The following is a 24,740-nucleotide window of genomic DNA, read 5'->3' on the forward strand; positions in this document are numbered from 1 at the left end:
ATTGGGATCAGGCGGTCCGGTGGCGGTGATGCACGATGCGGGCGCGCAGCGCGCCGCGCGAGCCGAAGACGATCGAGAAGAAATAGACGACGCCGGCCGAAAGGATGATCGCCGGACCGGACGGCAGCGAGGCGTGATAGGACAAAAGCAGCCCGGCGATGCAGGAGGCAAAGCCGATCAGCACCGCCAGCACGCACATCGGCTCGACGCGCACGGTCCAGAAGCGGGCCGCTGCCGCCGGCAGCATCATCAGCCCAACCGACAACAGCGTGCCGAGCGCCTGGAAGCCGCCGACCAGGTTGAGCACGACGAGGCCGAGGAAGATGAAATGCACCGGGCTGCCCATGCGGCTCACCGAGCGCAGGAACAGCGGGTCGAGGCATTCGGCGACCAGCGCGCGCCAGAAGATCGCGAGGCTTACCAGTGTCACCACCACGATGCCGCCGATCAGCGACAGAGCCTCATTGTTGAGCGCCAGCACCGTGCCGAAGAGCACATGCATGAGGTCGACGCTGGAGCCGCGGATCGAAACCATTAGCACGCCGACCGCGAGCGAGATCAGATAGAAGGCCGCCATGGAGGCGTCCTCGCGCTGGATGGTGAAGCGCGAGACCGCGCCGGCGCCGAGCGCCACGATGATGCCGGCGATCAGCCCGCCGACGGTCATCGGCAGGATTTCGAGGCCATAGAGCAGGAAGCCGGCGGCCGCTCCCGGCAGGATGGCGTGCGCCATGGCGTCGCCCGACAGGCTCATGCGCCGCAGCATCAGGAAGACACCGACCGGGCACGCGCCGAGCGAAAGCATCAGCGAGCCGAACAGCGCCCGCTGCATGAAGGCGAAATCGGCGAACGGCGCGATGAATAGGCCGTAGAGGAATTCCATCACGCAGCCCTCGGTCCGGAGCCATGGTAGTGATCATGCGTGTGAGCATGATCATGGTGATCGTGCCCATGGTCATGATCGTGCCCGGTATGGTCATGGTCGGGCTCGCACCAGGGCGCATTCTCTTCCCAGGCCTCGTGGAAACGCCGCGCCTTGAGCAGGTTTTCCGGCCGCAACGTCTCTCGCGTCTCGCCCCAGGCGACGGGCTGGCGGGCGAGCAGCAGTGTTTCCGGAAAATTCTGCCGCACCAGATCGAGGTCGTGCACGACGACCATGATCGTGCGCTCCTCGCCATGCCAGCGTTTGATGAGCTGGATGAGGTCGCCGACCGTCTTGTGGTCGACGGCGTTGAACGGCTCGTCAAGCAGGATGAGGTCGGCGTCCTGCAACAGCACGCGGGCAAACAGCGTGCGCTGCAGCTGGCCGCCGGATAGCGTGTCGATCGGCCGCTTTTCGAATCCGCCGAGCCCGACGGCCATCAGCGCCTTGCTGACGGACTCGCGATCTTCCCTGGTGTAGCGCCCGAGCAGCCCGCGCTTCGGCCACAGGCCGAGCGAGACCAGGTCGACGACGCGCGCCGGAAAACTGCGGTCGAGCTCCGACTGCTGCGGCAGGTAGGCGGTGCGCACGCCGAGCGCGCGGACAACCGTGCCCTCCATCGGCTTCAGCACTCCGACAATGCCCTTCATCAGCGTCGACTTGCCTGAGCCGTTGGCGCCGACAACCGCAGTCAGTGAGCCTTTTCTGACGATGCCGTTGAGATGATGGATGGCGGGATGGCTGTTGTAGCCGAGCGTCAGGTCGCGGAAGGTCAGGCAGGCATTGATCATCAGACGTTCCGGGTGGTCCGCTAACTCGAGTGTATCGTCGATATGTGATGTTATTACATTAGTCAACACGCCGCCTGGCGGAATTGTGTCACGGCGATCAACTGGGCGTGTGCGTCAAGGGGGTCGGAGGCCGGACAATTGGCTCAATTGGTTCCGCCTCCGCGGCCTTGCCCGAGGCCGTCATGGACTCTAAACAGGCGCGACTCTGAAAAAGAAGGAACCTTCCATGAGCATTCGTCGCATCGATGTCGGGCCGCGCATGAGCCAGATCGTCATCCACGACAACACCGTCTATCTGGCCGGCCAGGTCGGCGAGCCCGGCGGCAACGTCGCCTCCCAGACCCGCGACATCCTCAAGACCATCGACGAATTGCTGGCCAAGGCCGGCACCGACAAGACCAAGATCCTGCAGACGATCATCTGGCTGGCCGACATGGGCACTTTCGCCGAGATGAATTCGGAGTGGGACAAGTGGGTGCCGCAAGGCCACACGCCTGCCCGCGCCACCGGCGAAGCCAAGCTCGCCGGCCCTGAATATCTGGTCGAGATTATTGTTACGGCGGCACTGTAAGGCGCCACTTTTCCTTCTCCCCTTGTGGGAGAAGGAAATGGCGCTACCCCTGCGACGGCGTGAACCTTGCCACCAGCGTGTGGCTTTCCGCCGGATAGATGAAGCGCACATGGGTTACCGGGTGCTCGGCGCTCCAGGTGCGGCGCTCGACCACCAGGCAGGGCGCGCCGGGGTCGATGTCGAGCGCATCGGCGACAGTCTCGTCGGCCGCCATGGCGCGGATGCGGTGCTCTGCCTCGCTCCACGGCACGCGGCCGATAAGCCACGGGCCGGGCGCGATGTCGAGAAATTCTTCCTCGGCTGCCTCGGCCACGGCTGAAAGGTTGATCAGCCGCTGCTCGAGCGCGAACGGCCGCTCTCCGGCAAAATGCAGGCTTTCCAGCCAGAGCACCGGACCGGCGGCGGCAAGCCCGAGCAGCGCGCGGTCCTCGGCGCTGCTGCGCCGCCTCAGGCGCTCCAGCCGCTCGTAGCGATAGGGCAGGCCGAGCGCCTCGACCTCGATCCGGATGTCATGGAGCTCCAGCACCGCCGCCTGCGATTGCGGCTGGCGCACGAAACTGCCCGAGCGGCGCCGGCGCTCGATCAGCCCGGCCTTGGCGAGTTGGGACAGCGCCTTGTTCACCGTCATGCGCGAGCATCTGTATTCCGCCGTCAGCTCATGCTCGAACGGGATGCGATGGCCGGGCGCCCAGGCGCCTGAGAGAATCTTCTCGCGGATATCCGACAGGATGCGCTGATGCAGCGAGATGCTTTCGCCGCTCTCGGCATCATCCGTTTCAATCAGGCTCATCGGCTTTTCCTGCTCAGCCTTGGGAAAGCGAGGTCATGACCGCGCGGAACCGTTTGGCAACGGCTTCGCGCTTCGCGTGCCTGCCGCCGCTGACCTGCTTTTTCCCATGCACCCAGACGCAATCGACCTTGCTGCCATTGGCGAAGATCCAGGCGTCGAGGATCGCATCGCCCGCCTTGCCGGCAAGCGAGGGATGGCTGGCGTCGAGCGAAACCAGGTCGGCAGGACCGCCGACGGCAATGGCTGACGGAGCTGCGCCGAGCGCGGCACTGCCGCCGTCGAGCGCCGCGTCGAACAGCGCGCGGCCGGTCGAGCCGCCAGCGCGCGCCAGGACGTTGCGGGCGCGATGCGCAAGGCGCTGCGAATATTCGAGCTGCCTGAGTTCGTCCGGCAGGCCGATCAGCACATTGGAATCGGAGCCGATGCCGAAGCGGCCGCCATGCTCGATGAACAGCGGCGCGGCAAAGGTGCCGTCGCCGAGATTGGCCTCGGTGATCGGGCAGAGCCCGGCGATCGCGCCGCTTCTGGCCATGGCAACCGTCTCCGCGTCGGCCATATGCGTGGCGTGGATCAGGCACCAGCGCTTGTCGACATTGGCGTGGTCGAGCAGGAGTTCGACCGGGCGCTTCCCCGACCAGGCGACGCAGTCCTCGACTTCCTTCACCTGCTCGGCGACATGGATGTGGATTGGGCCGTCAGGCGCCATCGCAACGATCGCGTTGAGTTCGTCCGGTGTTGCCGCGCGCAAGCTGTGCGGCGCGACGCCGACGACCGCTTGTTCCAGCGTCGATACGCTTTCGCGGCTCTTCTCAAGCAAGCGCCCGAACCGCTCGACATCATTGATGAATCGTCGCTGGCCTTCGTTCGGCACTGCGCCGCCGAAGGCGGAATGGACGTAGAAGACCGGCAGCAGCGTCAGCCCGATCCCGGTTTCGCCGGTGGCGGCGGCGATGCGCTCCGCCATCTCGGCAATGTTGGCGTAAGGCCTGCCGTCGCGGTCGTGATGCAGGTAGTGGAATTCGCCGACCCGCGAGAAGCCGGCCTCCAGCATCTCGACATAAAGCTGCGCCGCTACCGCCTCGACCTGGTCTGGCGTCATCGACAGCGCGAAGCGGTACATCACCTCGCGCCAGCTCCAGAAACTGTCCGCCGAAGGCCCGCGCAATTCGGCCAGCCCCGCCATGCCGCGCTGGAAGGCATGGCTGTGCAGATTGGGCATACCAGGGATCAGAATGGCATGGCGCTCGTCGCTGGCTTGAGGAGAGGCGCTGGTCTCGACCGCGATGATGCGGCCGCCGTCGGTAGCGATCCTCACATTGCCTTGCCAGCCATCGGGCAGCAGCGCCTGTTCCGCAAAGATTGCCGTCACGTCCATCTCCCAATCTGAATTCGCGAGCGACAATACCGCTTGCGTCGCGCTCCAATATGTATATACATAATCGCCATCCTTTCAAATGGAAAAGATGATGGGTGGAGAGAACGGAAAAAGCGGCCTTCGTCTTTGGCGCAATGCGCGGCTGGCGACCATGGCGTATGGCGCGGCTGGTCTCGGCACCGTCGAGAAAGGCGCGATTGCCGCGCGCGACGGGCTTATCGTTTATGCCGGCGTAGAAGCCGAAATGCCGGCGGCGCTCAGGCAGGACGCCGAGACCATTGATTGCGAAGGCCGCTGGATCACGCCGGGCCTGATCGATTGCCATACGCACCTTATCTACGCTGGCAACCGCGCCAATGAATTCGAGATGCGGCTGGCCGGCGCCACTTATGAAGAAGTGGCCCGCGCTGGGGGCGGCATTGTTTCCTCCGTGAAGTCGCTGCGCGCCGCCAGCGAGGACGAGCTTGTCGCCCAGACGCTGCCACGCCTCGATGCGCTGATCGCCGAGGGCGTCACCACCGTCGAAGTCAAATCCGGCTACGGCCTCGATCTCGACAATGAGAAGAAGTCGCTGCGCGCCGCCCGTCGGCTTGACGGCGAACGGCAAGTGACGGTCCGCACGACCTGTCTCGCCGCGCACGCGCTGCCGCCCGAAGCCAAGGGCGACAAGGACGCCTTCATCGATCTCGTCGCCGGCTCGATCCTGCCTGCGGTTGCTGCCGAAAAGCTCGCGGATGCCGTCGACGGTTTTTGCGAGGGGATCGCCTTTTCGCCGGAGCAGATCGCGCGCGTCTTCGACAAGGCGAAGGCGCTCGATCTGCCGGTGAAACTCCATGCCGACCAATTGTCGAACCTGCATGGCGCGGCACTTGCCGCCCGTTATGGCGCGCTGTCCGCCGACCATCTCGAATACACGGATGAGGAGGGCGCCGCGGCGATGGCCAAGGCCGGCACCGTGGCGACGATCCTGCCCGGCGCCTTCTATTTCATCCGCGAGACCAAGAAGCCGCCGGTCGACCTGTTCCGCCGGCATGGCGTGAAGATGGCGGTCGCCACCGACAGCAACCCCGGCACCTCGCCGCTGACCTCGCTGCTGCTCACCATGAACATGGCCGCGACGCTCTTCGGCCTTACCGTCGACGAATGCCTCGCCGGCGTCACCCGCGAGGCCGCGCGGGCGCTGGGCTTGCTCGACAAGACCGGCACGCTGGAGGCCGGCAAATCGGCCGACCTTGCCATCTGGGACATCGAGCGCCCGGCCGAACTCGTCTACCGCATGGGCTTCAACCCGCTCCATGCCCGCATCTGGAGAGGACAATGACCGAACTGATCCTGAAGCCCGGCAGCGCGACTCTTGCCGACTGGCGCGCCATCTATCGCGGCGCCGTGCCGCAGCTCGACGAGGCCTGCCGACCGAAGATCAAGGCCAGCGCCGAAGCGGTCGCCCGCATCGTCGCCAAGGGCGAGCCGGTCTACGGCATCAACACCGGCTTCGGCAAATTGGCCAGCGTCCGCATCCCCGCAAATGATCTCGAGACGCTCCAGCGCAACATCGTGCTCTCGCATGCCGCTGGCGTCGGCGAGCCGATGCCGGTCGCGGTGGTGCGGCTGATGATGGCGCTGAAGCTTGCCAGCCTCGCCCAGGGCGCATCCGGCGTGCGCGCCGAGACCATCGAATTGCTTCAGGGGATGCTTGCCAATGACGTCATCCCGGTGGTGCCGGCGCAAGGCTCGGTCGGCGCATCGGGCGATCTCTCGCCGCTCTCGCACATGACCGCGGTTATGATCGGCGTCGGCGAGTGCTTCACGCCGCATGGCCGCTTCCCCGCCAAGGTGGCCTTCGTCTCGCACGGTCTTGAGCCGGTGACGCTTGGCGCCAAGGAGGGCCTGGCGCTGCTCAACGGCACCCAGTTCTCGACGGCTTTCGCGCTTGCCGGCCTATTCGAGGCCGAGACGCTCTATCAGTCGGCGCTGGTTGCCGGCGCGCTGTCGACCGATGCCGCCAAGGGTTCGGATGCGCCCTTCGATCCGCGCATCCATCTCTTGAGAAAGCACCGCGGCCAGATCGAGACGGCGGATGCGCTGCGCAATCTGATGACCGGCAGCGCCATCCGCGAGTCCCACCGTGTAGGCGACGAGCGCGTGCAGGACCCGTATTGCCTGCGCTGCCAGCCGCAGGTGATGGGCGCCGCGCTCGACGTGCTGCGCAAGGCCGCCGACACGCTTGAGACCGAGGCCAACGGCGTCACCGACAACCCGCTGATCTTCGCCGAGGACGATACGGCACTTTCCGGCGGCAATTTCCATGCCGAGCCGGTGGCGTTCGCCGCCGACATGATCGCACTCGCCGTCTGCGAGATCGGCTCGCTGTCGGAACGCCGTATCGCTATGCTGGTCGATCCGGCGCTCTCCGGCATGCCGGCCTTCCTGACGCCGAAGCCGGGGCTGAATTCCGGCTTCATGATCCCGCAGGTGACGGCCGCGGCGCTTGTCTCCGAGAACAAGCAGAAGGCCTACCCGGCGAGCGTCGATTCGATCCCGACCTCGGCCAACCAGGAAGACCATGTCTCGATGGCCGCGCATGGCGCGCGCCGCCTGCTCGGCATGATCGAGAACGCGACCGCCGTCATCGGCATCGAACTGCTGGCGGCGGCGCAAGGTTGCGATTTCCATGCGCCGCTCGCTTCGAGCGAAGCGTTGGAGGCTGTGCGCAAGCTGGTCCGTTCGGAAGTGCCGCACCTTGATAATGACAGGCATTTCCATCCCGACATGGAAAAGGCCATCGCTATGGTGCGCAGCGGCGCCGCGGTGGCTGCAGCCAATGCGATCGCGCTGCCGGGGATCACGTCGTGACCGGGTGTTTATTGATAGACCGCCGTAGAACTCCAGTGCTGGGAGATTTCTCATGACCTCCTGGCTCACTGTCACCCGCGGGACGGCACCGCTGCTGGTCTCCATCCCGCATACCGGCACTGATCTTGCCGGCCTCGACAGCCGGCTGGTCTCGACCTGGCTCGGCCGCCGCGATTGCGACTGGTGGATCGACAAGCTCTACGATTTCGCCACCGACCTTGGCGCGACGGTCGTCCACACCGCCATCTCGCGCACCGTCATCGACGTCAACCGCGACCCTTCCGGCGTCTCGCTCTATCCTGGACAGGCGACGACCGCTTTGTGCCCGACGGACACGTTCGACGGCGATCCGCTCTACCGCATGGGCGAGGAGCCGACGCCCTCCGAGGTCGACCAGCGCCGAGAGAATTACTTTGCGCCCTACCACGCCGCTCTTCAGGCCGAGATCGACCGGCTGCGCGGCATGCACGAGAACATCGTGCTCTACGATTGCCATTCGATCCGCTCGGTGCTGCCGCGGCTGTTCGAAGGCACGCTGCCGGTCTTCAATCTCGGCACCAATGACGGCAAGAGCACTGATCCTTCGCTGCAGGAAAAGGTGGCCGCCATCCTCGCCGCGACCGGCGAGAGCTGGATCGTCAACGGCCGCTTCAAGGGCGGCTGGATCACGCGCAGCTTCGGCCAGCCGCAAAACGGCGTCCATGCGTTGCAGATGGAGCTGTCCAACCGCGGCTACATGCGCGAGCCCGCGGAAAAGGGCGCGCCGGAAAATTGGCCGGTGCCCTACGACGCAAGCTACGCCGCGCCGATCCGCGCCACGCTGAAAACCATCCTCGAAACCGCCATCGGCTGGGCAGGCCGCTGACTCGCGCCGCCCGCCTCGCTTGAAAGGGACAATGATGACCGATCCTCGCCACAACATCCGCGAAGTCCGCGCGCCGCGCGGCGACAAGCTGAACGCCCGCTACTGGACGACGGAAGCGCCGCTGCGCATGCTGATGAACAACCTCGATCCCGAGGTCGCCGAGAACCCGAACGAGCTCGTCGTCTATGGCGGCATCGGCCGGGCGGCACGCACCTGGAACGATTTCGACCGCATCGCGGCTTCGCTGAAGACGCTCGGCGAGGACGAGACGCTTCTGGTGCAGTCCGGCAAGCCGGTCGGCGTCTTCCGCACCCACAAGGATGCGCCGCGCGTCCTGATCGCCAATTCCAACATCGTGCCGCATTGGGCGACCTGGGAGAAATTCAACGAGCTCGATAGGAAGGGCCTGATGATGTACGGCCAAATGACGGCCGGCTCATGGATTTATATCGGCACGCAAGGCATCGTGCAGGGCACGTACGAGACCTTTGTCGAGGCCGGTCGCCAGCATTATGGCGGCAACCTCAAGGGCAAGTGGCTCCTGACCGGCGGTCTCGGCGGCATGGGCGGCGCCCAGCCGCTGGCCGCCGTCATGGCTGGGGCTTCTTGCCTCGCCATCGAATGCAATCCGGACTCGATCGATTTCCGCCTGCGCACCCGCTATCTCGACGAGAAGGCCGAGACGCTCGAAGAGGCGATGGAGATGATCGAGCGCTGGACCAGGGCCGGCGAGGCGAAATCGGTCGGCCTGCTCGGCAACGCGGCCGAGATCGTGCCGGAGATGTTCAGGCGCGGCATCCGCCCCGACATCCTCACCGACCAGACGTCGGCGCACGATCCCATCAACGGCTACCTGCCGAAGGGCTGGACCATGGCCGAGTGGCGCGAGAAGCGCGTCAGCGACCCGAAGGCGGTGGAGAAGGCCGCCCGCGCCTCGATGCGCGAGCATGTCGAGGCGATGGTGGCGTTCTGGAACGCCGGCGTGCCGACGCTCGACTATGGCAACAACATCCGCCAGGTCGCCAAGGACGAAGGTTTTGAGAACGCTTTTGCCTTCCCCGGCTTCGTGCCGGCCTATATCCGTCCGCTGTTCTGCCGCGGCATCGGCCCATTCCGCTGGGCCGCGCTCTCCGGCGATCCTGAAGATATCTATAAGACCGATGCCAAGGTGCGCGAGCTCACCCACGGCAACACCCATCTGCACAACTGGCTCGACATGGCGCGCGAGCGCATCTCGTTCCAGGGCCTGCCGGCGCGTATCTGCTGGGTCGGCCTCGGCGACCGCCATCGCCTCGGCCTCGCCTTCAACGAGATGGTGGCAAAGGGCGAGCTCAAGGCGCCGGTCGTCATCGGCCGCGACCATCTCGATTCGGGCTCGGTCGCTTCGCCAAACCGCGAGACCGAAGCGATGAAGGACGGCTCCGACGCCATTTCCGACTGGCCGCTGCTCAATGCGCTGCTCAACACCGCGTCCGGCGCCACCTGGGTGTCGCTGCACCATGGCGGCGGCGTGGGCATGGGCTTCTCGCAGCACGCCGGCATGGTGATCGTCGCCGACGGCACGCCTGAAGCCGCAAGGCGGCTGGAGCGCGTGCTGTGGAACGATCCGGCTACCGGCGTCATGCGCCATGCCGATGCCGGCTACGACATCGCCATTGAGTGTGCGAGGGAGCACCAGCTCAACCTGCCGGGCATATTGGGCTAAAAGCGATGCGCATCCTTCGTGCCGCCGGCTACCGCGTCATGCCGTGGAAGAATGGCGGCGGCACGACCACCGAGATCGCCGTTTCGCCTGACGGTGCCGGGCTCGACGATTTCGACTGGCGCATCTCGATGGCCCGCGTCGAGACGAGCGGGCCCTTCTCTAGCTTCGCCGGCATCGACCGCACGCTGTCGGTGCTCGAAGGCGAGGGCATCGTGCTCGATATCGCCGGCCGGCCCGCTTCGCGGCTGACCGCAGCCTCGGCGCCGCTTTCCTTTCCGGGCGATGTGCCGACCGGCGCCACCCTGATCGGCGGTCCGATCACCGACCTCAACGTCATGACCCGCCGCGGCCGCATGACCCACAGCGTCGAGCGCCTGTGGCTCTCGGGTGAAATGCGGATTGAGCAGAGTGCCGGCACGACGCTCATTCTCCCGGTCGGTGGCGGCGTGAAGGTCTTTGCCGATAGCGTCGAGAGTCTCGGCCCGCTCGACACACTCCTCCGCGACCGGACCGGCCCGGAATTGCGGTTGCGGCCTGAAGGGCAGGGACGCTTTTTGTGATCCGCCTGCACGCCACCGCGGCGAACGGTTAACGGCTGTTGCCAAACATGATCGCGGCGCGGGCGAAATATCGCCCGGCCACTTGCATGCATCACGAAAAAGCCTGAATCCTTTCCCTGATCGGAACCGGGGCAGGGAAGCGAGGGGCGTTCGCCCTTGAGTTGTCGAAAGGGGCCGCCCCGGTCATGGAGCGCAATTAAACTTTCGACCGGACCTGCGATGCAACCAATTGCATTTGAACCGGTTTTAGGGCCATTGCCGTGGCGGTGACGCCGCATCGCGCCCGCCTTACGGAATATTCAATGAACATTCAGACGAACCCCGCCAAGATCGAACTCACGAGCGCCGGCTTCCCGAGCGTGACGGAAGCGCCGATACGCTCCAATTTCCTGCCTGAGGACCGGCTGCGGGCGCTGGGCGCCGCGCTCGCCAAGGGCGAAGTCAGGGACCTCTTCGGGTTCTCCTCATTCGAGTTTCAGGCCCGCATCCGCGACAGCGCCAAGAAGATTCTCGAGGTCTATCGTTCGACCAATGCCGCGCAGGCCAAGGGCGAAACGATCACGCCCGCCGCGCAATGGCTGCTCGACAACAATTATCTGGTCGAGGAAACCATCTTCCAGGTCAAGCGCGATCTGCCGCGCCGTTTCTACCGCCAGTTGCCGACGCTCAAGCTTGCCGACGGCACCGTGTTGCCTCGCGCCTTCGTCGTTGCGTGGAGCTATGTCGAGCATTCCGACAGCGCGGTCTCGGCGACCATGTTCAAGGCGATCGTCGAGGGCTTTCAGTCGGTCGAGCCGCTGAAGATCGGCGAGCTCTGGGCGCTGCCGTCGCTGCTGCGCTTCGTGCTGATCGAAAACCTTCGCCGTATCGCGGTGCGCGTCAACCGCACCAGGCAGATGCGCCAGATCGCCAACGAGGTCGCCAATCGGGTGCTGGCGACCGACGACAACGCCGACCGGACCAGGATCCTGTCGACCTACGTCGCGCATGCGCAGGACACGACTTTCGCCACCCAGCTTCTCTATCGCCTGCGCGACGGCTCGCAGAATGCGGGCCGGGCGCTGGAATGGCTGGAGGGCGAGCTCGAGAAGACCGGCTCCGACGCCGAGGAGATCATCATCTCCGAGCATCAGACGCTGTCCAGCGGCAATGTCACCACCGGCAACATCATCCGCGGCCTGCGCCTCATCAACGACGTCGACTGGACGGTCTGGTTCGAGGGCGTCAGCCGCATCGACACGCTGCTGCGCGAGAAGACCGATTTCGCCGCGCTCGATTTCTTCTCGCGCGACCAGTACCGCACCGCGATCGAGCAGCTCGCGCGCCGCTCCGAGCTGTCCGAATTCCGCGTCGCCGAAAAAGCGATCGAGCTTGCCGGCCATGTTCCCGGCGTCACCGACGCATCCGGTGTTCCCGAAACCGCCGACCCCGCGGTGCATACCGATGTCGGCTTCTTCCTGGTCGGGCCGCGTCGGCCGGAGCTGGAAGAGGCGATCGGCTATCGGCCCCCCTTCCATGTGACCTTCAAGCGGGCCTTTGCCGCTACCGGCTGGCTGGGCATCGTCGTGCCGGTCTTCCTGCTGACGGTGCTGCTGCTTGTGCTGTCCGGCAATGCGCTGGCCCATCTCGGGCTCTCGACGGAGTCGATCACGCTGATGCTGGCCCTGTTCGCGGTGCCGGCGAGCGAAGGCGCATTGGCGTTCTTCAACACGGTCGTGGCGCTCTTCCTCAAGCCGACACGTCTCGTCGGCTACGACTTCAAGCACGGTATTCCCGCCGAAGCGCGCACGCTGGTCGTGGTGCCCTCGCTGATCGGTTCACGCGACGACGTCGAGGAAAATATCCGCAACATCGAGGTGCATCACCTCGCCAACACGGCGGAAGAGATCCATTTCGCGCTGCTGTCCGACTGGCCCGATTCCAAGACCGAGATCGACGCCGCCGACATCGAGATCCTGCAATATGCGCGCGACGAGATCGCCAGGTTGAACGCCCGCTATCCGTCCGAAGGCGCGCCGCGCTTCTATCTTCTGCACCGCCGCCGGCTCTACAACCAGGCGCAGGGCTGCTGGATGGGATGGGAGCGCAAGCGGGGCAAGCTGCACGAGCTCAATCTCCTGCTGCGCGGCGACAGCGACACGACCTTCCTGCCACTCGACGTTCCGCTGCCGGAAAAGACCACTTACGTGATGACCCTCGACGCCGACACGCGCACCACGCGCGACGCCGTCTCGAGCCTGGTCGGCAAGCTCGCGCATCCGCTGAATCGCCCGCATTTCGACCCGTTGAAGCGCGTCGTGACCGCCGGCTACACCATCCTTCAGCCGCGCATCACCGCCTCGCTCACCAGCGGCGACGACGCCTCGTTCTTCCAGCGCGTCTTCTCGGCCAATCGCGGCCTCGACCCGTACGTCTTCGCCGTTTCCGACCTCTATCAGGATGTCTTCGGCGACGGCTCTTTCACCGGCAAAGGCCTCTACCATGTCGATGCCTTCGAAGCGGCGCTGAAGGACCGCATCGAGGAAAACACCATCCTCAGCCACGATCTGCTCGAAGGCGCGCTGGCGCGTGCGGCGCTTGTCACCGACGTCGAACTGGTCGAGGACTATCCGACCCGATATTCGGTCGACGCCTCGCGCCACCATCGCTGGGCGCGCGGCGACTGGCAGTTGCTCGGCTTCATGTTCGACCCACGCTCCGGCGTGCCGGCGCTGTCGCGCTGGAAGATGGTCGACAATCTGCGCCGCTCGCTGACCCCGATCTTCTGGGTGATGGCCTGTATCGCCGGCTGGACGCTGCTGCCCTTCACGCAGGCCGCGCAGTGGCAGGCGCTGTTGATCCTCAGCCTGTTCATGGCGCCCACTTTCGACATCGTGAACGGCATCCTGCCGAAGAGTGGCGACCAGACCCCGCGCGGCCATTTCTCGGCGCTCGCGCGCGACACCGTGTTCGGCACCGCGCTGGTGGCGCTGAAGGTGCTTTTGATGGCGCATCTCGCCTGGATGATGGGCGACGCCATCATCCGCACGCTCTACAGGCTCTTCGTCAGCCGCCAGAACCTTCTCGAGTGGCGCACCGCCTCACAGGCGCACAAGGCCGGCGGCAGCGATCTCGGCTCCCATTACAGTATGATGTACGGCGCCGTGATCATCGGTGTGGTCGGTCTTGCCGTTCCGGTGCTGGCCGATTCCACCGGCGCGTTCGTTGCCTTCTTCTTCGCGATTTTCTGGATCGGCTCGCCCGCCGTCGCCTGCTGGATCAGCCGCTCGGCCGAGACCGAAGATCGGCTGCGCATCTCGGCCGCCGACGTGCACGCGCTGCGCACGGTGGCGCGCCGCACCTGGCACTATTTCGAGACCTTCGTGACGGCCGAGCATCACCATCTGCCGCCGGACAATTTCCAGGAAAGCCCGGCGCCCGTGGTGGCGCCGCGCACCTCGCCGACCAATATCGGCGTCTATCTGCTCTCGGTGGTGTCCGCGCGCGATTTCGGCTGGATCAGCCTGTCGGATGCCATCACCCGCATCGACGCCACGATGACCACCATCGAGAACATGCCGCGCGACCGCGGGCATCTCTACAACTGGTACGACACCACGACGCTGAAGCCGCTCTATCCGCTCTATATCTCGGCGGTCGACAGCGGCAACCTCGCCGGCCATCTGGTCGCGGTGGCCGCGGCTTGCGCCGAATGGGCCGAAGCTCCTTCGGTCCACCTGCAGGGCGATTTCGAGGGTATCCTCGACACCGTCACCATCCTCGACGAGAGCCTGGAGGAACTGCCCGACGACCGCCGGCAGCTCAGGCCGCTGCGCCAGCGACTCTCCGATCGTCTCGACGGCATGCGCCGCGCGGTGATGACCATCAAGGCGCAGCCCGAGATGGCTTCGATCCGCACCATCAACCTCGCGGTGCTCGCCGGCGAGATCCGCAAGCTCGCCACCGCCATCCACACCGAGGTGGCGTCGCCCAAGAGCGATGTCATCGCCGATTGGGCCGAAAGGCTGGAGGCGACCTGCGAGGCGCATGTGCACGATTCGCACAATGACGAAAGCGCCGTCTCGGCGCTGCGCGCCAAGCTGCTCGCGCTGCGCCAACGCTGCCGCCGCTATGCCTTCGAGATGGATTTCTCCTTCCTGATGCGGCAGGAGCGCAAGCTTTTGTCGATCGGCTACCGCGTCGAGGAGCACCAGCTCGACGAGAGCTGCTACGACCTGCTTGCCTCCGAGGCGCGGCTGACCAGCCTGTTCGGCATCGCCAAGGGCGACCTGCCGACGGAGCACTGGTTCAGGCTCGGCCGTCCGATCGTCGAGATCGGCTTCCGGGGCGCGCTGATGTCCTGGTCGGGCTCGATGTTCGAGTATCTGATGCCGCCGCTGGTGATGAAGGAGGCGCCGGGCTCGATCCTCAACCAGACCAGCAAGCTCATCATAAGGCGCCAGATCCAGTATGCGCGCTCGAAGAACGTGCCCTGGGGCATTTCGGAAGCGGCCTACAATGCCCGCGACCGCGAGCTCACCTACCAGTACACCAATTTCGGCGTGCCCGGCCTTGGCCTGAAGCGCGGCCTCGGCCAGAACACCGTGATCGCCCCTTACGCTACGATCCTGGCGGCGCAGTTCTACCCGCGCGAGGCGGTGCTGAACCTGATGCATCTGCGCTCGATCGGCGCGCTCGGCCGCCACGGCTTTTACGACGCGGTCGATTTCACGCCGCAGCGCGTACCGGAAGGCACCGACCACGCCGTCGTCCAGAACTACATGGCCCACCATTCCGGCATGTCGATCGCCGCCGTGGCGGATGCCATCTTCGAGGGCCGGCTGCGCGAACGCTTCCACAGCGATCCGGTGATCGAATCGGCGGAACTTCTCCTGCAGGAGAAGGCTCCGCGCGATATCCCGGCCGCCACCGTGAGGACCGAAGCCGACGAGCGCGCCAAGGACGAAACCGAGACGGAGAGCCCGGACACCCGCATCATCCTCGATCCGATCAAGGCGCTGCGCGCCACCAATGTCATGTCGAACGGGCGTTACTCGGTCATGGTCTCCGCAACAGGCTCCGGCTACAGCCGCTTCGGCGAGCTCGCCGTGACCCGCTGGCAGCCGGACCCGAGCGAGGACCGCCTCGGTTCCTACATCTTCCTGCGCGACACCGCGACCGGCGACTGGTGGTCGGCGACCGCCGAACCGAAGCGCGCCGAGAACGAGCGCGTGCAGACGCTGTTTGCCGACGACAAGGCGAACTTCACCAAGTCGGTCGGCTCGCTGCGTTCGGAAGTCGAATGCATCGTGATTTCGGAAGGCAATGGCGAGGGTCGCCGCATCACGCTCTACAATGACGGCGCCACCGACCGGTATATCGAGGTGACCTCATTTGCCGAGCTGGTGCTGGGTAATGAAGCCTCGGACAACGCCCATCCGGCGTTCTCGAAGATGTTCGTCGAGACCGAGATCGCGGCCAACAACGGCGCCATCTTCGCCACCAGGCGCAAGCGCGACAAGAACGAGCCCGACTTCACCATGGTGCATTTCGTCACCGATCCGTCGGGACCGTCGCGCGACGCGGAGGCCGAGACGGACCGGCGCGCCTTCATCGGTCGCGGCCGCACCATCGCCGATGCCGTGGCCTTCGATCCCGGTGTCAGGCTGTCCGGCAGCCACGGCTTCACGCTCGACCCGGTGGCGGCGCTCCGCCGCCAGGTGCGGGTGCCGGCAAACAAGAAGATCTCGCTGACCTTCTGGACCGTCGTCGGCGCCAACCGCGGCGAGCTGGACGAGGCGATCGCTCGCCTCGACCACCAGGAGAGCTTTGCCCGCCAGGCCATGCTCGCATGGACGCGCAGCCAGGTGCAGACGCGCCATCTCGGCCTCAGCCTGACCGACGCCGCCAATGTGCAGCAGCTGGCGCGCTACCTGATCTATCCCGATCCGTTCCTGCGCCTGCCGGCCGAATCCATCGCCTCCGGCCTTGGCCGCCAGTCGAGCCTGTGGCCGACCAGCATCTCCGGCGATTTCCCGATCTTCCTGGTGCGCATCGGCGACGTCGCCGACCTCGAGATCGTCGCCCAGGCGCTGCGTTTCCAGGAATACATGCGCGCCCGCGGCATGATGATCGACTTCGTCGTCGTCAACGAGCAGGCGTCCTCCTACGTGCAGGACCTGCAACGCGCGGTGGAGACGCTGTGCGAGAACAGCCGCCTGCGCGGGCGCGAGCTCGGCCCCCGCCAGCACATCTTCGCCGTGCGCCGCGACCTGATGGACGAGCCGACCTACAAGACCCTGCTGTCGGTCGCGCGCGTCGCGCTCCACACGCGCAACGGCACCATCTTCGACCAGCTCGAACGCGCCGAGACGGCGGCATTGCAGGCCCGTGACGCCTTGCAGCAGGCGGAGGGCATTCCGACCCGCCAGCCCCTGCCGCCATTGCCCGAACCGACGCCGGCAAGCCAGGGGGGAGCCGACATCGCCGCCGACGGCACCGGTCTCAGCCTCTGGAACGGCTTCGGCGGCTTCGACGGCGGCGGCCGCCACTACGTGACGCGGCTGACCGGCCGCCGCACGACGCCGCAGCCCTGGATCAACGTCATCTCCAACGCCTCCTTCGGCTTCCACGTCTCGTCGGAGGGCGCCGGCTTCACCTGGAGCCGCAACAGCCGCGACTACCAGTTGACGCCGTGGTCGAACGACCCGGTGTCGAACCGGCCGGGCGAGGGCTTCTATATCTACGATCAGTTGAGCGGCAAGGCGTTCTCGCCGATGGCCGCGGTGGTGCGCGATCCCTCGATGACCTACGAGACCTGGCACGGCCAGGGCTTTTCCACCTTCCGCTCGAAGCGGGGGCCGCTGTCGATGGACCTGACGCAGGTGGTCGACCCCGTGGATCCGGTCAAGATCACCCGCCTGCGCATCCAGAATGGCGGCCCGGCGCCGGCAAGGCTGCGCGTCTATGCCTATGCCGAATGGGTGCTCGGCGGCCATCGTTCTCGCACGGCAGCGACCATCGTGCCCGCACGGGACGCGGCAACAGGCGCCATGCTGGCGCAGAACCCCTATGGCCTCGATTTCGGCGAGCGGGTGGCTTTCCTTGCCGCGACGGCGCCGGTCAACTCCGTGACCGCCGACCGCACGGAGTTCATCGGCAGGCACGGGACGACGGAATTTCCGCAGGCCGTGCTCGGCGGGGTTGGCTTGTCCGGCCGCGTCGAGGCCGGCGACGATCCCTGTGCCGTGATCGCCAGCGACATCGAGATTCCGGCCGGCGGCGACGTGACGCTGCTCTGGCTGCTCGGTGACGCCGCCACGGCCTCCGAGGCGAGCGCGCTGGTGCAAACCCATCGCGGCAAGGATTTCGATCAACGCCTGGCCGACAACGAGCGCGTCTGGCGCGGCTTCCTCGATACCATCCAGGTCGAGACGCCCGACGAGGCGCTCAACGCCATGGTCAACCATTGGCTGCCTTACCAGAGCCTGGCCTGCCGCATCCGCGCGCGCTCGGCCTTCTACCAGGCGAGCGGCGCCTTCGGCTTCCGCGATCAGCTGCAGGACACGCTGGCTCTGCTGGCGCACGATCCGAAGCTGGCGCGCGACCAGATCCTCAACGCCGCGCGCCGGCAGTTCCCGGAGGGCGACGTCCAGCACTGGTGGCTGCCGCGCACCGACGCCGGCGTGCGCACCATGATCTCGGACGATGTGGTCTGGCTGGCGCACGCCACCGCCCGCTACGTCGAGGTGACGGGCGACGTGGCGATCCTCAAGGAGCAACTGCCCTTCATCGATGGCCAGGAGCTCGGCGAGGGCGAGCACGACGCTTTCTTCACGCCCGAGATCACCAAGACCACGGCTTCGCTCTACGACCACTGCGCGCGGGCGCTCGATCTGGCCATCAAGCGCAGCAGTCCCGCCGGCCTGCCGCTGATCCTCGGCGGCGACTGGAACGACGGCATGAACCGTGTCGGCGAGGGCGGCAAGGGCGAGAGCGTCTGGCTGGGCTGGTTCCTCTTGAAGACGCTGGGCGACTTCGCTCCTGTCGCCAAGGGACAGGGCGACAGCAAGCGGGCGCAGGCCTGGACCAAGCACGCGGACGTTTTGAAGCGGGCGCTGGAGAGTACCGCCTGGGACGGCCAATGGTACCGGCGCGGCAGCTTCGACGACGGCACGCCGCTGGGCTCCCGCAACTCGGATGAATGCAAGATCGACTCCATCGCCCAATCGTGGAGCGTGCTGTCGGGCGAGGGCGATCCGGCCCGGTCGACCACGGCCATGGCGCAGGCAACGAAGATGCTCGTCGACGACGAGCTCAAGATCGTCAAGCTGTTCACGCCGCCTTTCTCGGACAGCCAGAACGATCCCGGCTACATCAAGAGCTATCCGCCGGGCGTGCGCGAGAATGGCGGCCAGTACACCCATGCGGCGACCTGGTTCGTGATCGCTCTGGCCGAGATGGGCCGCACCGACGAGGCCTATCGCTGCTTCTCGATGCTGAACCCGGTCAACCACGCCTCGGACGAGAAGGCCGCGGAGCACTACCGCGTCGAGCCTTACGTGGTCGCGGCCGACATCTACGCCGGCGAGGGCAAGGGCGGTCGCGGTGGGTGGACCTGGTACACGGGCTCTGCGGGGTGGCTCTACCGGGCCGCCGTCGAGGGAATTCTGGGCATCGAGCGGCGCGGCAAGCAGATCACGTTCAGACCGAAGCTGCCCGGCCACTGGGATGGCTACGCCGCCACGCTCAAGATGTTCGGCGGCGAAATCAAGGTTCGCGTCGTCCGCGACAAAAAGACCAAGTCGATCGCGCTCGAAGTCAATGGTTCGAAGACAAAGTCAGGGTCTTTTGAGCCGAAGGCTGGCGAGAAGACAGAGGTCGTCGTCAAGATACCTGCGTAAAATCAAAGGTTTGGCTCAACGGCCGCGCTTCCCCCAGGAGGCGTGGCCACGCTTGGCGTTTTACTTGGGCGAGATCGCCGCCGGCGGCCCCAAGGTCCTTTAGCCCCTGCTAAGCAAGCGCCTTGTGATTAAAAATGTGGCAGCACGAAGCAGCTGCCATTATTTTGCCGCAAGGCTGACTTTTCACCTTTTATCTCAAACCGTTAGGTGATCACGTCAGATTTCGCACCGTCGTCATCTTTTGTTCGCTAAATGGGAACGGAAGCGATAGACGGGCATTGTTTTGCGACGCGTTAACCGGTACGTGTCAAAAAATGCTGCAGTGCACAATTCCGGAATTGGGCACGGACAAGAGTTTGGCGGAGTAGCTGAAGTGTCACTTCTGCAGATCTACTTTAGAGCGCTGGGTTATCTGGCGGCCGACAAGAAGCGGGTCGCGCTGATTTGCGGCGCCAACGTCGCGCTTGCTGCGATCGCAATCCTTGAGCCGATCCTGTTGGGCCGGGTGATCGGTACCATCTCCGAAAAAGGCGCGGTGTTTTCGACGCTCGTCGTCTGGGCCGCTCTCGGTGCCTTCAACGTCATCGCCTTCGTCCTGGTGATGCGGGGCGCCGATCGCTTCGCTCATGCCCGCCGCTCGGAAGTGCTGTGCCAGTCCTTCGAGCGCGTCATCACCATGCCGCTTGCCTGGCACCATCAGCGCGGCACTTCCAATTCGCTGCACACGCTGCTGCGCGCTGTCGAGACTCTGTTCAGCCTGTGGCTCGAATTCATGCGCGTGCATCTCTCGACGGCCATCGCGCTGGTGCTGCTTGTGCCGACCGCGCTTGCAATGGACATCCGTATGTCCGTCGTGCTGCTTGGCCTCGGCGTGCTTTACGTTGGCATCGGCCGGATCGTCATGCGCCGCACCAAGTCTGGGCAGACCGCGGTCGAACGCCACTACCACACCGTGTTTGCCCATGTGACCGATAGCGTCAGCAACGTCGCCGTGCTGCAGAGCTACAACCGCATCGGCCATGAGACCGCTACGTTGAAGCGCTACGTGAAGGACCTGCTCGACGCGCAGAACCCGGTGCTCGACTGGTGGGCGGTCGCCAATGCGCTGAACCGCCTGTCGTCGACCATCTCGATGATGATCGTGCTCTCGATTGGCGCTTATCTCGTCACTCGCGGCCAGCTTCGCGTCGGCGACGTCGTCGCCTTCACCGGCTTTGCCGGAATGCTGATCGCCCGTCTCGACCAGATGTCGGCTTTCGCCAACCAGATCTCCGAAGCGCGCGCCAAGCTCGAGGACTTCTACCGTCTCGAGGACTCGGCCGTCGACACCGCCGAGCCGGACGGCCTGCGCGAGTTGACCAATGTCACCGGCCATGTCCGGTTCGAGGATGTCAGCTTCGAGTTCGCCAATTCGGGCCACGGCATCGAGGACGTGTCGTTCGAGGTGCCGGCTGGCAAGACGGTCGCCATTGTCGGGCCGACTGGCGCTGGCAAGACGACGCTCATCAACCTGCTGCAGCGCGTCTTCACGCCGTCCAGCGGCCGCATCCTGATCGACGGCATCGACACCCGCACGGTGACCCGCAAGTCGCTGCGCCACTCGATCGCCACCGTCTTCCAGGACGCCGGCCTGCTCAACCGCTCGATCGAGGACAACATCCGCGTCGGCCGCGCCGATGCCAGCAATGACGAGGTCCACGCCGCGGCGGACGCCGCCGCCGCGCAGGACTTCATCCTGTCGAAGAGCGGCGGCTACGACACTGTCGTCGGTGAGCGCGGCGGCCAGCTCTCGGGCGGCGAGCGTCAGCGCATCGCCATTGCCCGCGCCGTGCTGAAGGATGCGCCGATCCTGGTGCTCGACGAGGCGACCAGCGCGCTCGACGTCGAGACCGAGGACCGCGTCAAGGAAGCGATCGACGAGCTGCGCCGCGACCGCACCACCTTCATCATCGCCCACCGCCTGACCACGGTCCGCGACGCCGACCTGGTCGTCTTCATGGACAAGGGCAAGGTGGTCGAATATGGCGGCTTCACCGAGCTGTCGCTGCGCAACGGCCGCTTCGCCGCCCTGCTGCGCGCCGGCGGCCTGCTCAACGACGAGGAAGTCCGCCGCCTCAGCCGTCCGGTCAACGAAGCGGCGTAAGCCCGGTTTCCCTTCTCCCCTTGTGGGAGAAGGTGGCCTCGCGAAGAGGTCGGATGAGGGGTGCTCCAGCTTGGCGGCACCTCTTTTTCCAGCCAGGATACGTGGTGCGGATCGCCAGCCCTTCATTCCTTTCGGCACCCCTCATCCGTCTCGGCGCTCCGCGCCGATCCACCTTCTCCCGCAAGGGGAGAAGGAAAGGCTGCGACAACCGTCCAATTGCCCCGGACGCACTGCCGGTCTATTTAGGTCGGCATGAGCGACACCACCTCACGCCTCGCCGGCTTGACCGATCTCGCCAATCCGACGCGCTTCGTCGGACTGGCCGACAAGGTCGTTCCATGGCTGGCGGCGATCGCCGCGATCCTGCTCGGCGTCGGGGTTTACATGAGCTTCACGGCGCCCGAGGATTTCCAGCAGGGCATCACGGTGCGCATCATGTATATCCACGTGCCTTTCGCCTGGCTCGCCATGATGTGCTACACGATCATGGCGATCTCGGCGCTGGGCACGCTTGTCTGGCGCCATCCGCTGGCCGATGTGGCCCTGAAATCGGCTGCGCCCATCGGCGCCACCTTCACGGCGCTGGCGCTGATCACCGGCTCCATCTGGGGCAAGCCGATGTGGGGTACCTGGTGGGTGTGGGACGCAAGGCTGACCTCGGTCTTCGTGCTCTTTTTGATGTATCTCGGCATCATCGCGCTGACGCGCGCGCTGGATGACGCAAGCCGCGCCGCCTGGGCGGCCGCCATCATCACGCTTGTCGGCTTCATCAACATCCCGATCATCAAATTCTCAGTCGACTGGTGGAACACGCTGCACCAGCCGGCCTCGGTCTTCCGCCTCGGCGGCCCGGCCATCGACCCCTCGATGCTGTGGCCGCTCGCCGTCATGGCGCTGGGCTTCACGGTGCTGTTCTTCGCGCTGCACCTGATGGCGATACGCACGGAGATTTTCCGCCGCCGGGTGAGCGCGATGCGCCGGGTTGCGGCAAGGCAGGCCGAGCGGCAGTAACTGTCACCCCATCCGGCCGCGCGCTGCCACCGGCAGCGTTTCCAGCACCTTCTCGCCATCGACCAGATGCACCTGGTCGAACAGGTTTGACACCACGCAGCAATGGTCGGGTACGACCCGCACCCGCTCGCCGATGCGAAGCCTGGCGCCGTCGGACAGCGTGACATTGCCGTGCTCTTCGCTGAGGCTCGTGACACGCGCGCCGGGTAGGCCGAGCAGTTCGCCGAAATCGGCCAGCCCCAGCGTATCGGAGGACAGCGCCTTGCTGCCGCTGTCGAGGATGGCGCGCGTCGGCGTCGGATGGCTGACCACGGTGGCGAGCACCGTCAGCGCGCAGTCGTCGAGCGTGCCGACGCCTTTGGCGACCTGGTAGCGGTCGAGATAGATGTAGGTGCCGGGCCGGTATTCGGTGACGACGCTTTCGTCGCCCGAGCGCCACATGTCCGGCGTGCCGCCGCTGGAGATGCGCCGGCATTCGAGCCCGGCCGCGGCCAGCGTGTCGCGCGCGCTCCTCAGCCATGCCGCCGCCTCGGCGGCGCGGCCTGCGGCCGGATAGGTCATCAGCCCGCCGAAGCTGAGGCCTTTTGACTTGTCGATCATTTTTGCCAGCGCCAGCGCTTCATCGGGGCTCTGCACGCCGCAGCGGCCCATGCCGGTGTCGCATTCGACCAGCACGGGCAGCGGATGGCCGGTATCGGTGAAGGTCGCGGCAAGCCCTTCCAGCGTTTCCCGGCTATCGGCCGTCACCGACAGCGTGACGCGGCCGTGCAGCGCCTTCAGCCGTTCCAGCTTGGCGCGGCCAAGGATGTTGTAGGGCAGGAAAATATCCTCAAGCCCGGCATCGGCCATTACCTCGGCCTCGCCGATCTTCTGGCAGGTGATGCCGACGGCGCCGGCGGCGACCTGCTTCTTTGCCCAGTAAGGCAGCTTATGCGTCTTGATATGCGGGCGCAGCTTCAGCCCGCGGCTGTCGGCATGCGCCTGCGCCTTTTTGATGTTGGCTTCGGCGCGGGCCGCGTCGATCAGGATCGCCGGCGTGTCGAGCTCGTCTATGCTTGGCATGAAATCACCGTTCAAAAGCATGTCTCCCGAAAGTGGAAACCGGTTTCGGGATAAAGACATGCGTACATTCAAGAAATTCCGCGTGGCGTTATGGGCCTGATACTGCCGGTTGTCACGGGGCCAGAGCCGTGAGTTTGCGTCGACAGCGAACCGGCATTGGGCTATGCGGATGGGACGATTTCAGCAGGCAGCGGCCGGAAGGAAAGAGACCCATGAAGCGCTCCAAAATCAACGACATCATCCGCGAAGCCGACGCCTTCATCCGCTCCTTCGGCTACATCATGCCGCCCTTCGCCTATTGGTCGCCGGAAGAGATGAAGGCGCACAAGGCGGATTCCTCGGCCATCTTCACCTCCCGCCTCGGCTGGGACATCACCGACTACGGCCAGGAGAAGTTCGATGAGCTCGGCCTCTTCCTGTTCACCGTCCGCAACGGCCGCTACGAGGACATGAAGCTTGGCATGGGCATGCTCTATGCCGAGAAGATCATGATCTCGCGCAAGGACCAGCTCTCGCCGATGCACCGCCACAACATCAAGGCCGAGGACATCATCAACCGCGGCGGCGGCAAGCTGGTGCTGGAACTGTTCACGCACGATCGCGACGGCGGCATCGACCCGAAGGCCGAGGTGTCGGTGCCGGTCGACGGCACCATCACCAGATTGCCGGCGGGCGGCCTCTTGAAGCTCGACCCGGGCCAGAGCGTGACGCTGCTGCCCGGCATCTGGCACGCCTTCTGGGCCGAGGGCAAGGACGTGCTTATCGGCGAGGTCTCGACCGTCAATGACGACCTCACCGACAACGTCTTCCGCGATCCGATCGGCCGCTTCTCCAACATCGACGAGGATGTGGCGCCGATGCATTTGCTGGTGTCCGATTACGAGAAGTGGGTGGGGTAGGCGAGGGCGCCGAGGCTCTATTTGATCTGGTTGAGAAGTGCGCGCAGACGGCGCACTTCCGCGATCAGGCGAGGGATGTCCTGGCGTGCTGCGGCCATAAGATCCTGGTCTGCAACGGTCGCGCCGGACAATTCAATATCCTCGCCGCGCTCTGCTCCGCTGCCGGTCTGGATGAAATTCGATCCTCCGTCGAAATCCCGACCTTCGATCCAAGATTTCCACGGACCGGGCTGAGCAGCCTCTACCCGGGCTTCCATTTCCTGGAGTTCAAGTTCGGACAACGACGACGTCTTCATTTCGCTTCGCTCAGG

General features: G+C 65.5%; 16 protein-coding genes. 10 read left to right on the plus strand and 6 right to left on the minus strand.

Going from position 1 to position 24,740, the window contains the following annotated elements:
- Window positions 1-7: 7 nt before the first annotated feature.
- Together aztB and aztA are read right to left on the minus strand one after the other, a co-directional pair.
- Window positions 8-883 (minus strand): zinc ABC transporter permease AztB, encoded by an 876-nt coding sequence (gene aztB / locus EN853_RS13535; protein ID WP_127860269.1) that lies wholly within the window; start codon window positions 881-883, stop codon window positions 8-10.
- Window positions 883-1,713: a zinc ABC transporter ATP-binding protein AztA gene (aztA, locus tag EN853_RS13540; RefSeq protein WP_127860270.1), complete on the minus strand. Its 831-nt coding sequence runs from the start codon at window positions 1,711-1,713 to the stop codon at window positions 883-885. Before aztA ends, aztB begins: the two co-directional genes overlap by 1 nt.
- A gap of 226 nt (window positions 1,714-1,939) precedes the next feature.
- Here aztA and EN853_RS13545 point away from each other — a divergent pair, with 226 nt between their 5' ends.
- Window positions 1,940-2,284, plus strand: a complete 345-nt coding sequence (locus EN853_RS13545) for a RidA family protein (RefSeq protein ID WP_127860271.1) — start codon at window positions 1,940-1,942, stop codon at window positions 2,282-2,284.
- A 43-nt stretch (window positions 2,285-2,327) separates the two neighbouring features.
- On the opposite strand, the gene hutC is transcribed toward EN853_RS13545, so the two are convergent.
- Together hutC and EN853_RS13555 are read right to left on the minus strand one after the other, a co-directional pair.
- Window positions 2,328-3,074: a histidine utilization repressor gene (gene hutC / locus EN853_RS13550; protein WP_127860272.1), complete on the minus strand. Its 747-nt coding sequence runs from the start codon at window positions 3,072-3,074 to the stop codon at window positions 2,328-2,330.
- 13 nt (window positions 3,075-3,087) lie between these two features.
- Window positions 3,088-4,443, minus strand: a complete 1,356-nt coding sequence (locus tag EN853_RS13555; RefSeq protein ID WP_127860273.1) for a formimidoylglutamate deiminase — start codon at window positions 4,441-4,443, stop codon at window positions 3,088-3,090.
- A 97-nt stretch (window positions 4,444-4,540) separates the two neighbouring features.
- On the opposite strand from EN853_RS13555, the gene hutI reads away from it, so the two are divergent.
- The 8 genes from hutI to EN853_RS13595 all read left to right on the plus strand — a co-directional run bounded on the left by hutI (window position 4,541) and on the right by EN853_RS13595 (window position 22,468).
- Window positions 4,541-5,770, plus strand: a complete 1,230-nt coding sequence (hutI, locus tag EN853_RS13560; protein WP_167524463.1) for an imidazolonepropionase — start codon at window positions 4,541-4,543, stop codon at window positions 5,768-5,770.
- The gene (gene hutH / locus EN853_RS13565; RefSeq protein WP_127860275.1) at window positions 5,767-7,302 is read left to right on the plus strand and encodes a histidine ammonia-lyase; all 1,536 of its coding nucleotides are present in this window, start codon (window positions 5,767-5,769) and stop codon (window positions 7,300-7,302) included. The genes hutI and hutH overlap by 4 nt, the downstream gene beginning before the upstream one ends.
- Before the next feature lie 52 nt (window positions 7,303-7,354).
- The gene (hutG, locus tag EN853_RS13570; RefSeq protein WP_127860276.1) at window positions 7,355-8,167 is read left to right on the plus strand and encodes an N-formylglutamate deformylase; all 813 of its coding nucleotides are present in this window, start codon (window positions 7,355-7,357) and stop codon (window positions 8,165-8,167) included.
- A gap of 31 nt (window positions 8,168-8,198) precedes the next feature.
- On the plus strand, window positions 8,199-9,872 hold the full coding sequence (hutU, locus tag EN853_RS13575) for a urocanate hydratase (RefSeq protein WP_189343882.1): 1,674 nt from the start codon (window positions 8,199-8,201) through the stop codon (window positions 9,870-9,872).
- A 5-nt stretch (window positions 9,873-9,877) separates the two neighbouring features.
- Window positions 9,878-10,432, plus strand: coding sequence for a HutD family protein (locus EN853_RS13580; protein WP_127860277.1), 555 nt, complete (start codon window positions 9,878-9,880; stop codon window positions 10,430-10,432).
- A 302-nt stretch (window positions 10,433-10,734) separates the two neighbouring features.
- Window positions 10,735-19,314, plus strand: coding sequence for a glucoamylase family protein (locus tag EN853_RS13585; RefSeq protein ID WP_127860278.1), 8,580 nt, complete (start codon window positions 10,735-10,737; stop codon window positions 19,312-19,314).
- 373 nt (window positions 19,315-19,687) lie between these two features.
- Window positions 19,688-21,457, plus strand: coding sequence for a glucan ABC transporter ATP-binding protein/ permease (locus EN853_RS13590; protein WP_127860279.1), 1,770 nt, complete (start codon window positions 19,688-19,690; stop codon window positions 21,455-21,457).
- A gap of 252 nt (window positions 21,458-21,709) precedes the next feature.
- The gene (locus EN853_RS13595) at window positions 21,710-22,468 is read left to right on the plus strand and encodes a heme ABC transporter permease (protein WP_127860280.1); all 759 of its coding nucleotides are present in this window, start codon (window positions 21,710-21,712) and stop codon (window positions 22,466-22,468) included.
- A 3-nt stretch (window positions 22,469-22,471) separates the two neighbouring features.
- On the opposite strand, the gene EN853_RS13600 is transcribed toward EN853_RS13595, so the two are convergent.
- The gene (locus tag EN853_RS13600; protein ID WP_127860281.1) at window positions 22,472-23,530 is read right to left on the minus strand and encodes a D-TA family PLP-dependent enzyme; all 1,059 of its coding nucleotides are present in this window, start codon (window positions 23,528-23,530) and stop codon (window positions 22,472-22,474) included.
- Window positions 23,531-23,742: 212 nt separating this feature from the next.
- On the opposite strand from EN853_RS13600, the gene EN853_RS13605 reads away from it, so the two are divergent.
- On the plus strand, window positions 23,743-24,429 hold the full coding sequence (locus EN853_RS13605; protein ID WP_127860282.1) for a D-lyxose/D-mannose family sugar isomerase: 687 nt from the start codon (window positions 23,743-23,745) through the stop codon (window positions 24,427-24,429).
- Between the two features lie 17 nt (window positions 24,430-24,446).
- On the opposite strand, the gene EN853_RS13610 is transcribed toward EN853_RS13605, so the two are convergent.
- The gene (locus tag EN853_RS13610) at window positions 24,447-24,725 is read right to left on the minus strand and encodes a hypothetical protein (RefSeq protein WP_167524464.1); all 279 of its coding nucleotides are present in this window, start codon (window positions 24,723-24,725) and stop codon (window positions 24,447-24,449) included.
- Window positions 24,726-24,740 lie beyond the last annotated feature (15 nt).

The sequence above is a fragment of the Mesorhizobium sp. M1C.F.Ca.ET.210.01.1.1 genome, assembly GCF_004791585.1.
Taxonomy (GTDB): Bacteria; Pseudomonadota; Alphaproteobacteria; order Rhizobiales; family Rhizobiaceae; genus Mesorhizobium.

Coding starts and splice junctions, on each gene's coding strand:
- aztB (WP_127860269.1), bottom strand. CDS start 883: ATGGAATTCCTCTACGGCCTATTCATCGCGCCGTTCGCCGATTTCGCC.
- hutC (WP_127860272.1), bottom strand. CDS start 3,074: ATGAGCCTGATTGAAACGGATGATGCCGAGAGCGGCGAAAGCATCTCG.
- EN853_RS13595 (WP_127860280.1), top strand. CDS start 21,710: ATGAGCGACACCACCTCACGCCTCGCCGGCTTGACCGATCTCGCCAAT.
- EN853_RS13545 (WP_127860271.1), top strand. CDS start 1,940: ATGAGCATTCGTCGCATCGATGTCGGGCCGCGCATGAGCCAGATCGTC.
- hutH (WP_127860275.1), top strand. CDS start 5,767: ATGACCGAACTGATCCTGAAGCCCGGCAGCGCGACTCTTGCCGACTGG.
- EN853_RS13610 (WP_167524464.1), bottom strand. CDS start 24,725: ATGAAGACGTCGTCGTTGTCCGAACTTGAACTCCAGGAAATGGAAGCC.
- aztA (WP_127860270.1), bottom strand. CDS start 1,713: ATGATCAATGCCTGCCTGACCTTCCGCGACCTGACGCTCGGCTACAAC.
- hutI (WP_167524463.1), top strand. CDS start 4,541: ATGGGTGGAGAGAACGGAAAAAGCGGCCTTCGTCTTTGGCGCAATGCG.
- EN853_RS13580 (WP_127860277.1), top strand. CDS start 9,878: ATGCGCATCCTTCGTGCCGCCGGCTACCGCGTCATGCCGTGGAAGAAT.
- EN853_RS13605 (WP_127860282.1), top strand. CDS start 23,743: ATGAAGCGCTCCAAAATCAACGACATCATCCGCGAAGCCGACGCCTTC.
- hutU (WP_189343882.1), top strand. CDS start 8,199: ATGATGACCGATCCTCGCCACAACATCCGCGAAGTCCGCGCGCCGCGC.
- hutG (WP_127860276.1), top strand. CDS start 7,355: ATGACCTCCTGGCTCACTGTCACCCGCGGGACGGCACCGCTGCTGGTC.
- EN853_RS13600 (WP_127860281.1), bottom strand. CDS start 23,530: ATGCCAAGCATAGACGAGCTCGACACGCCGGCGATCCTGATCGACGCG.
- EN853_RS13585 (WP_127860278.1), top strand. CDS start 10,735: ATGAACATTCAGACGAACCCCGCCAAGATCGAACTCACGAGCGCCGGC.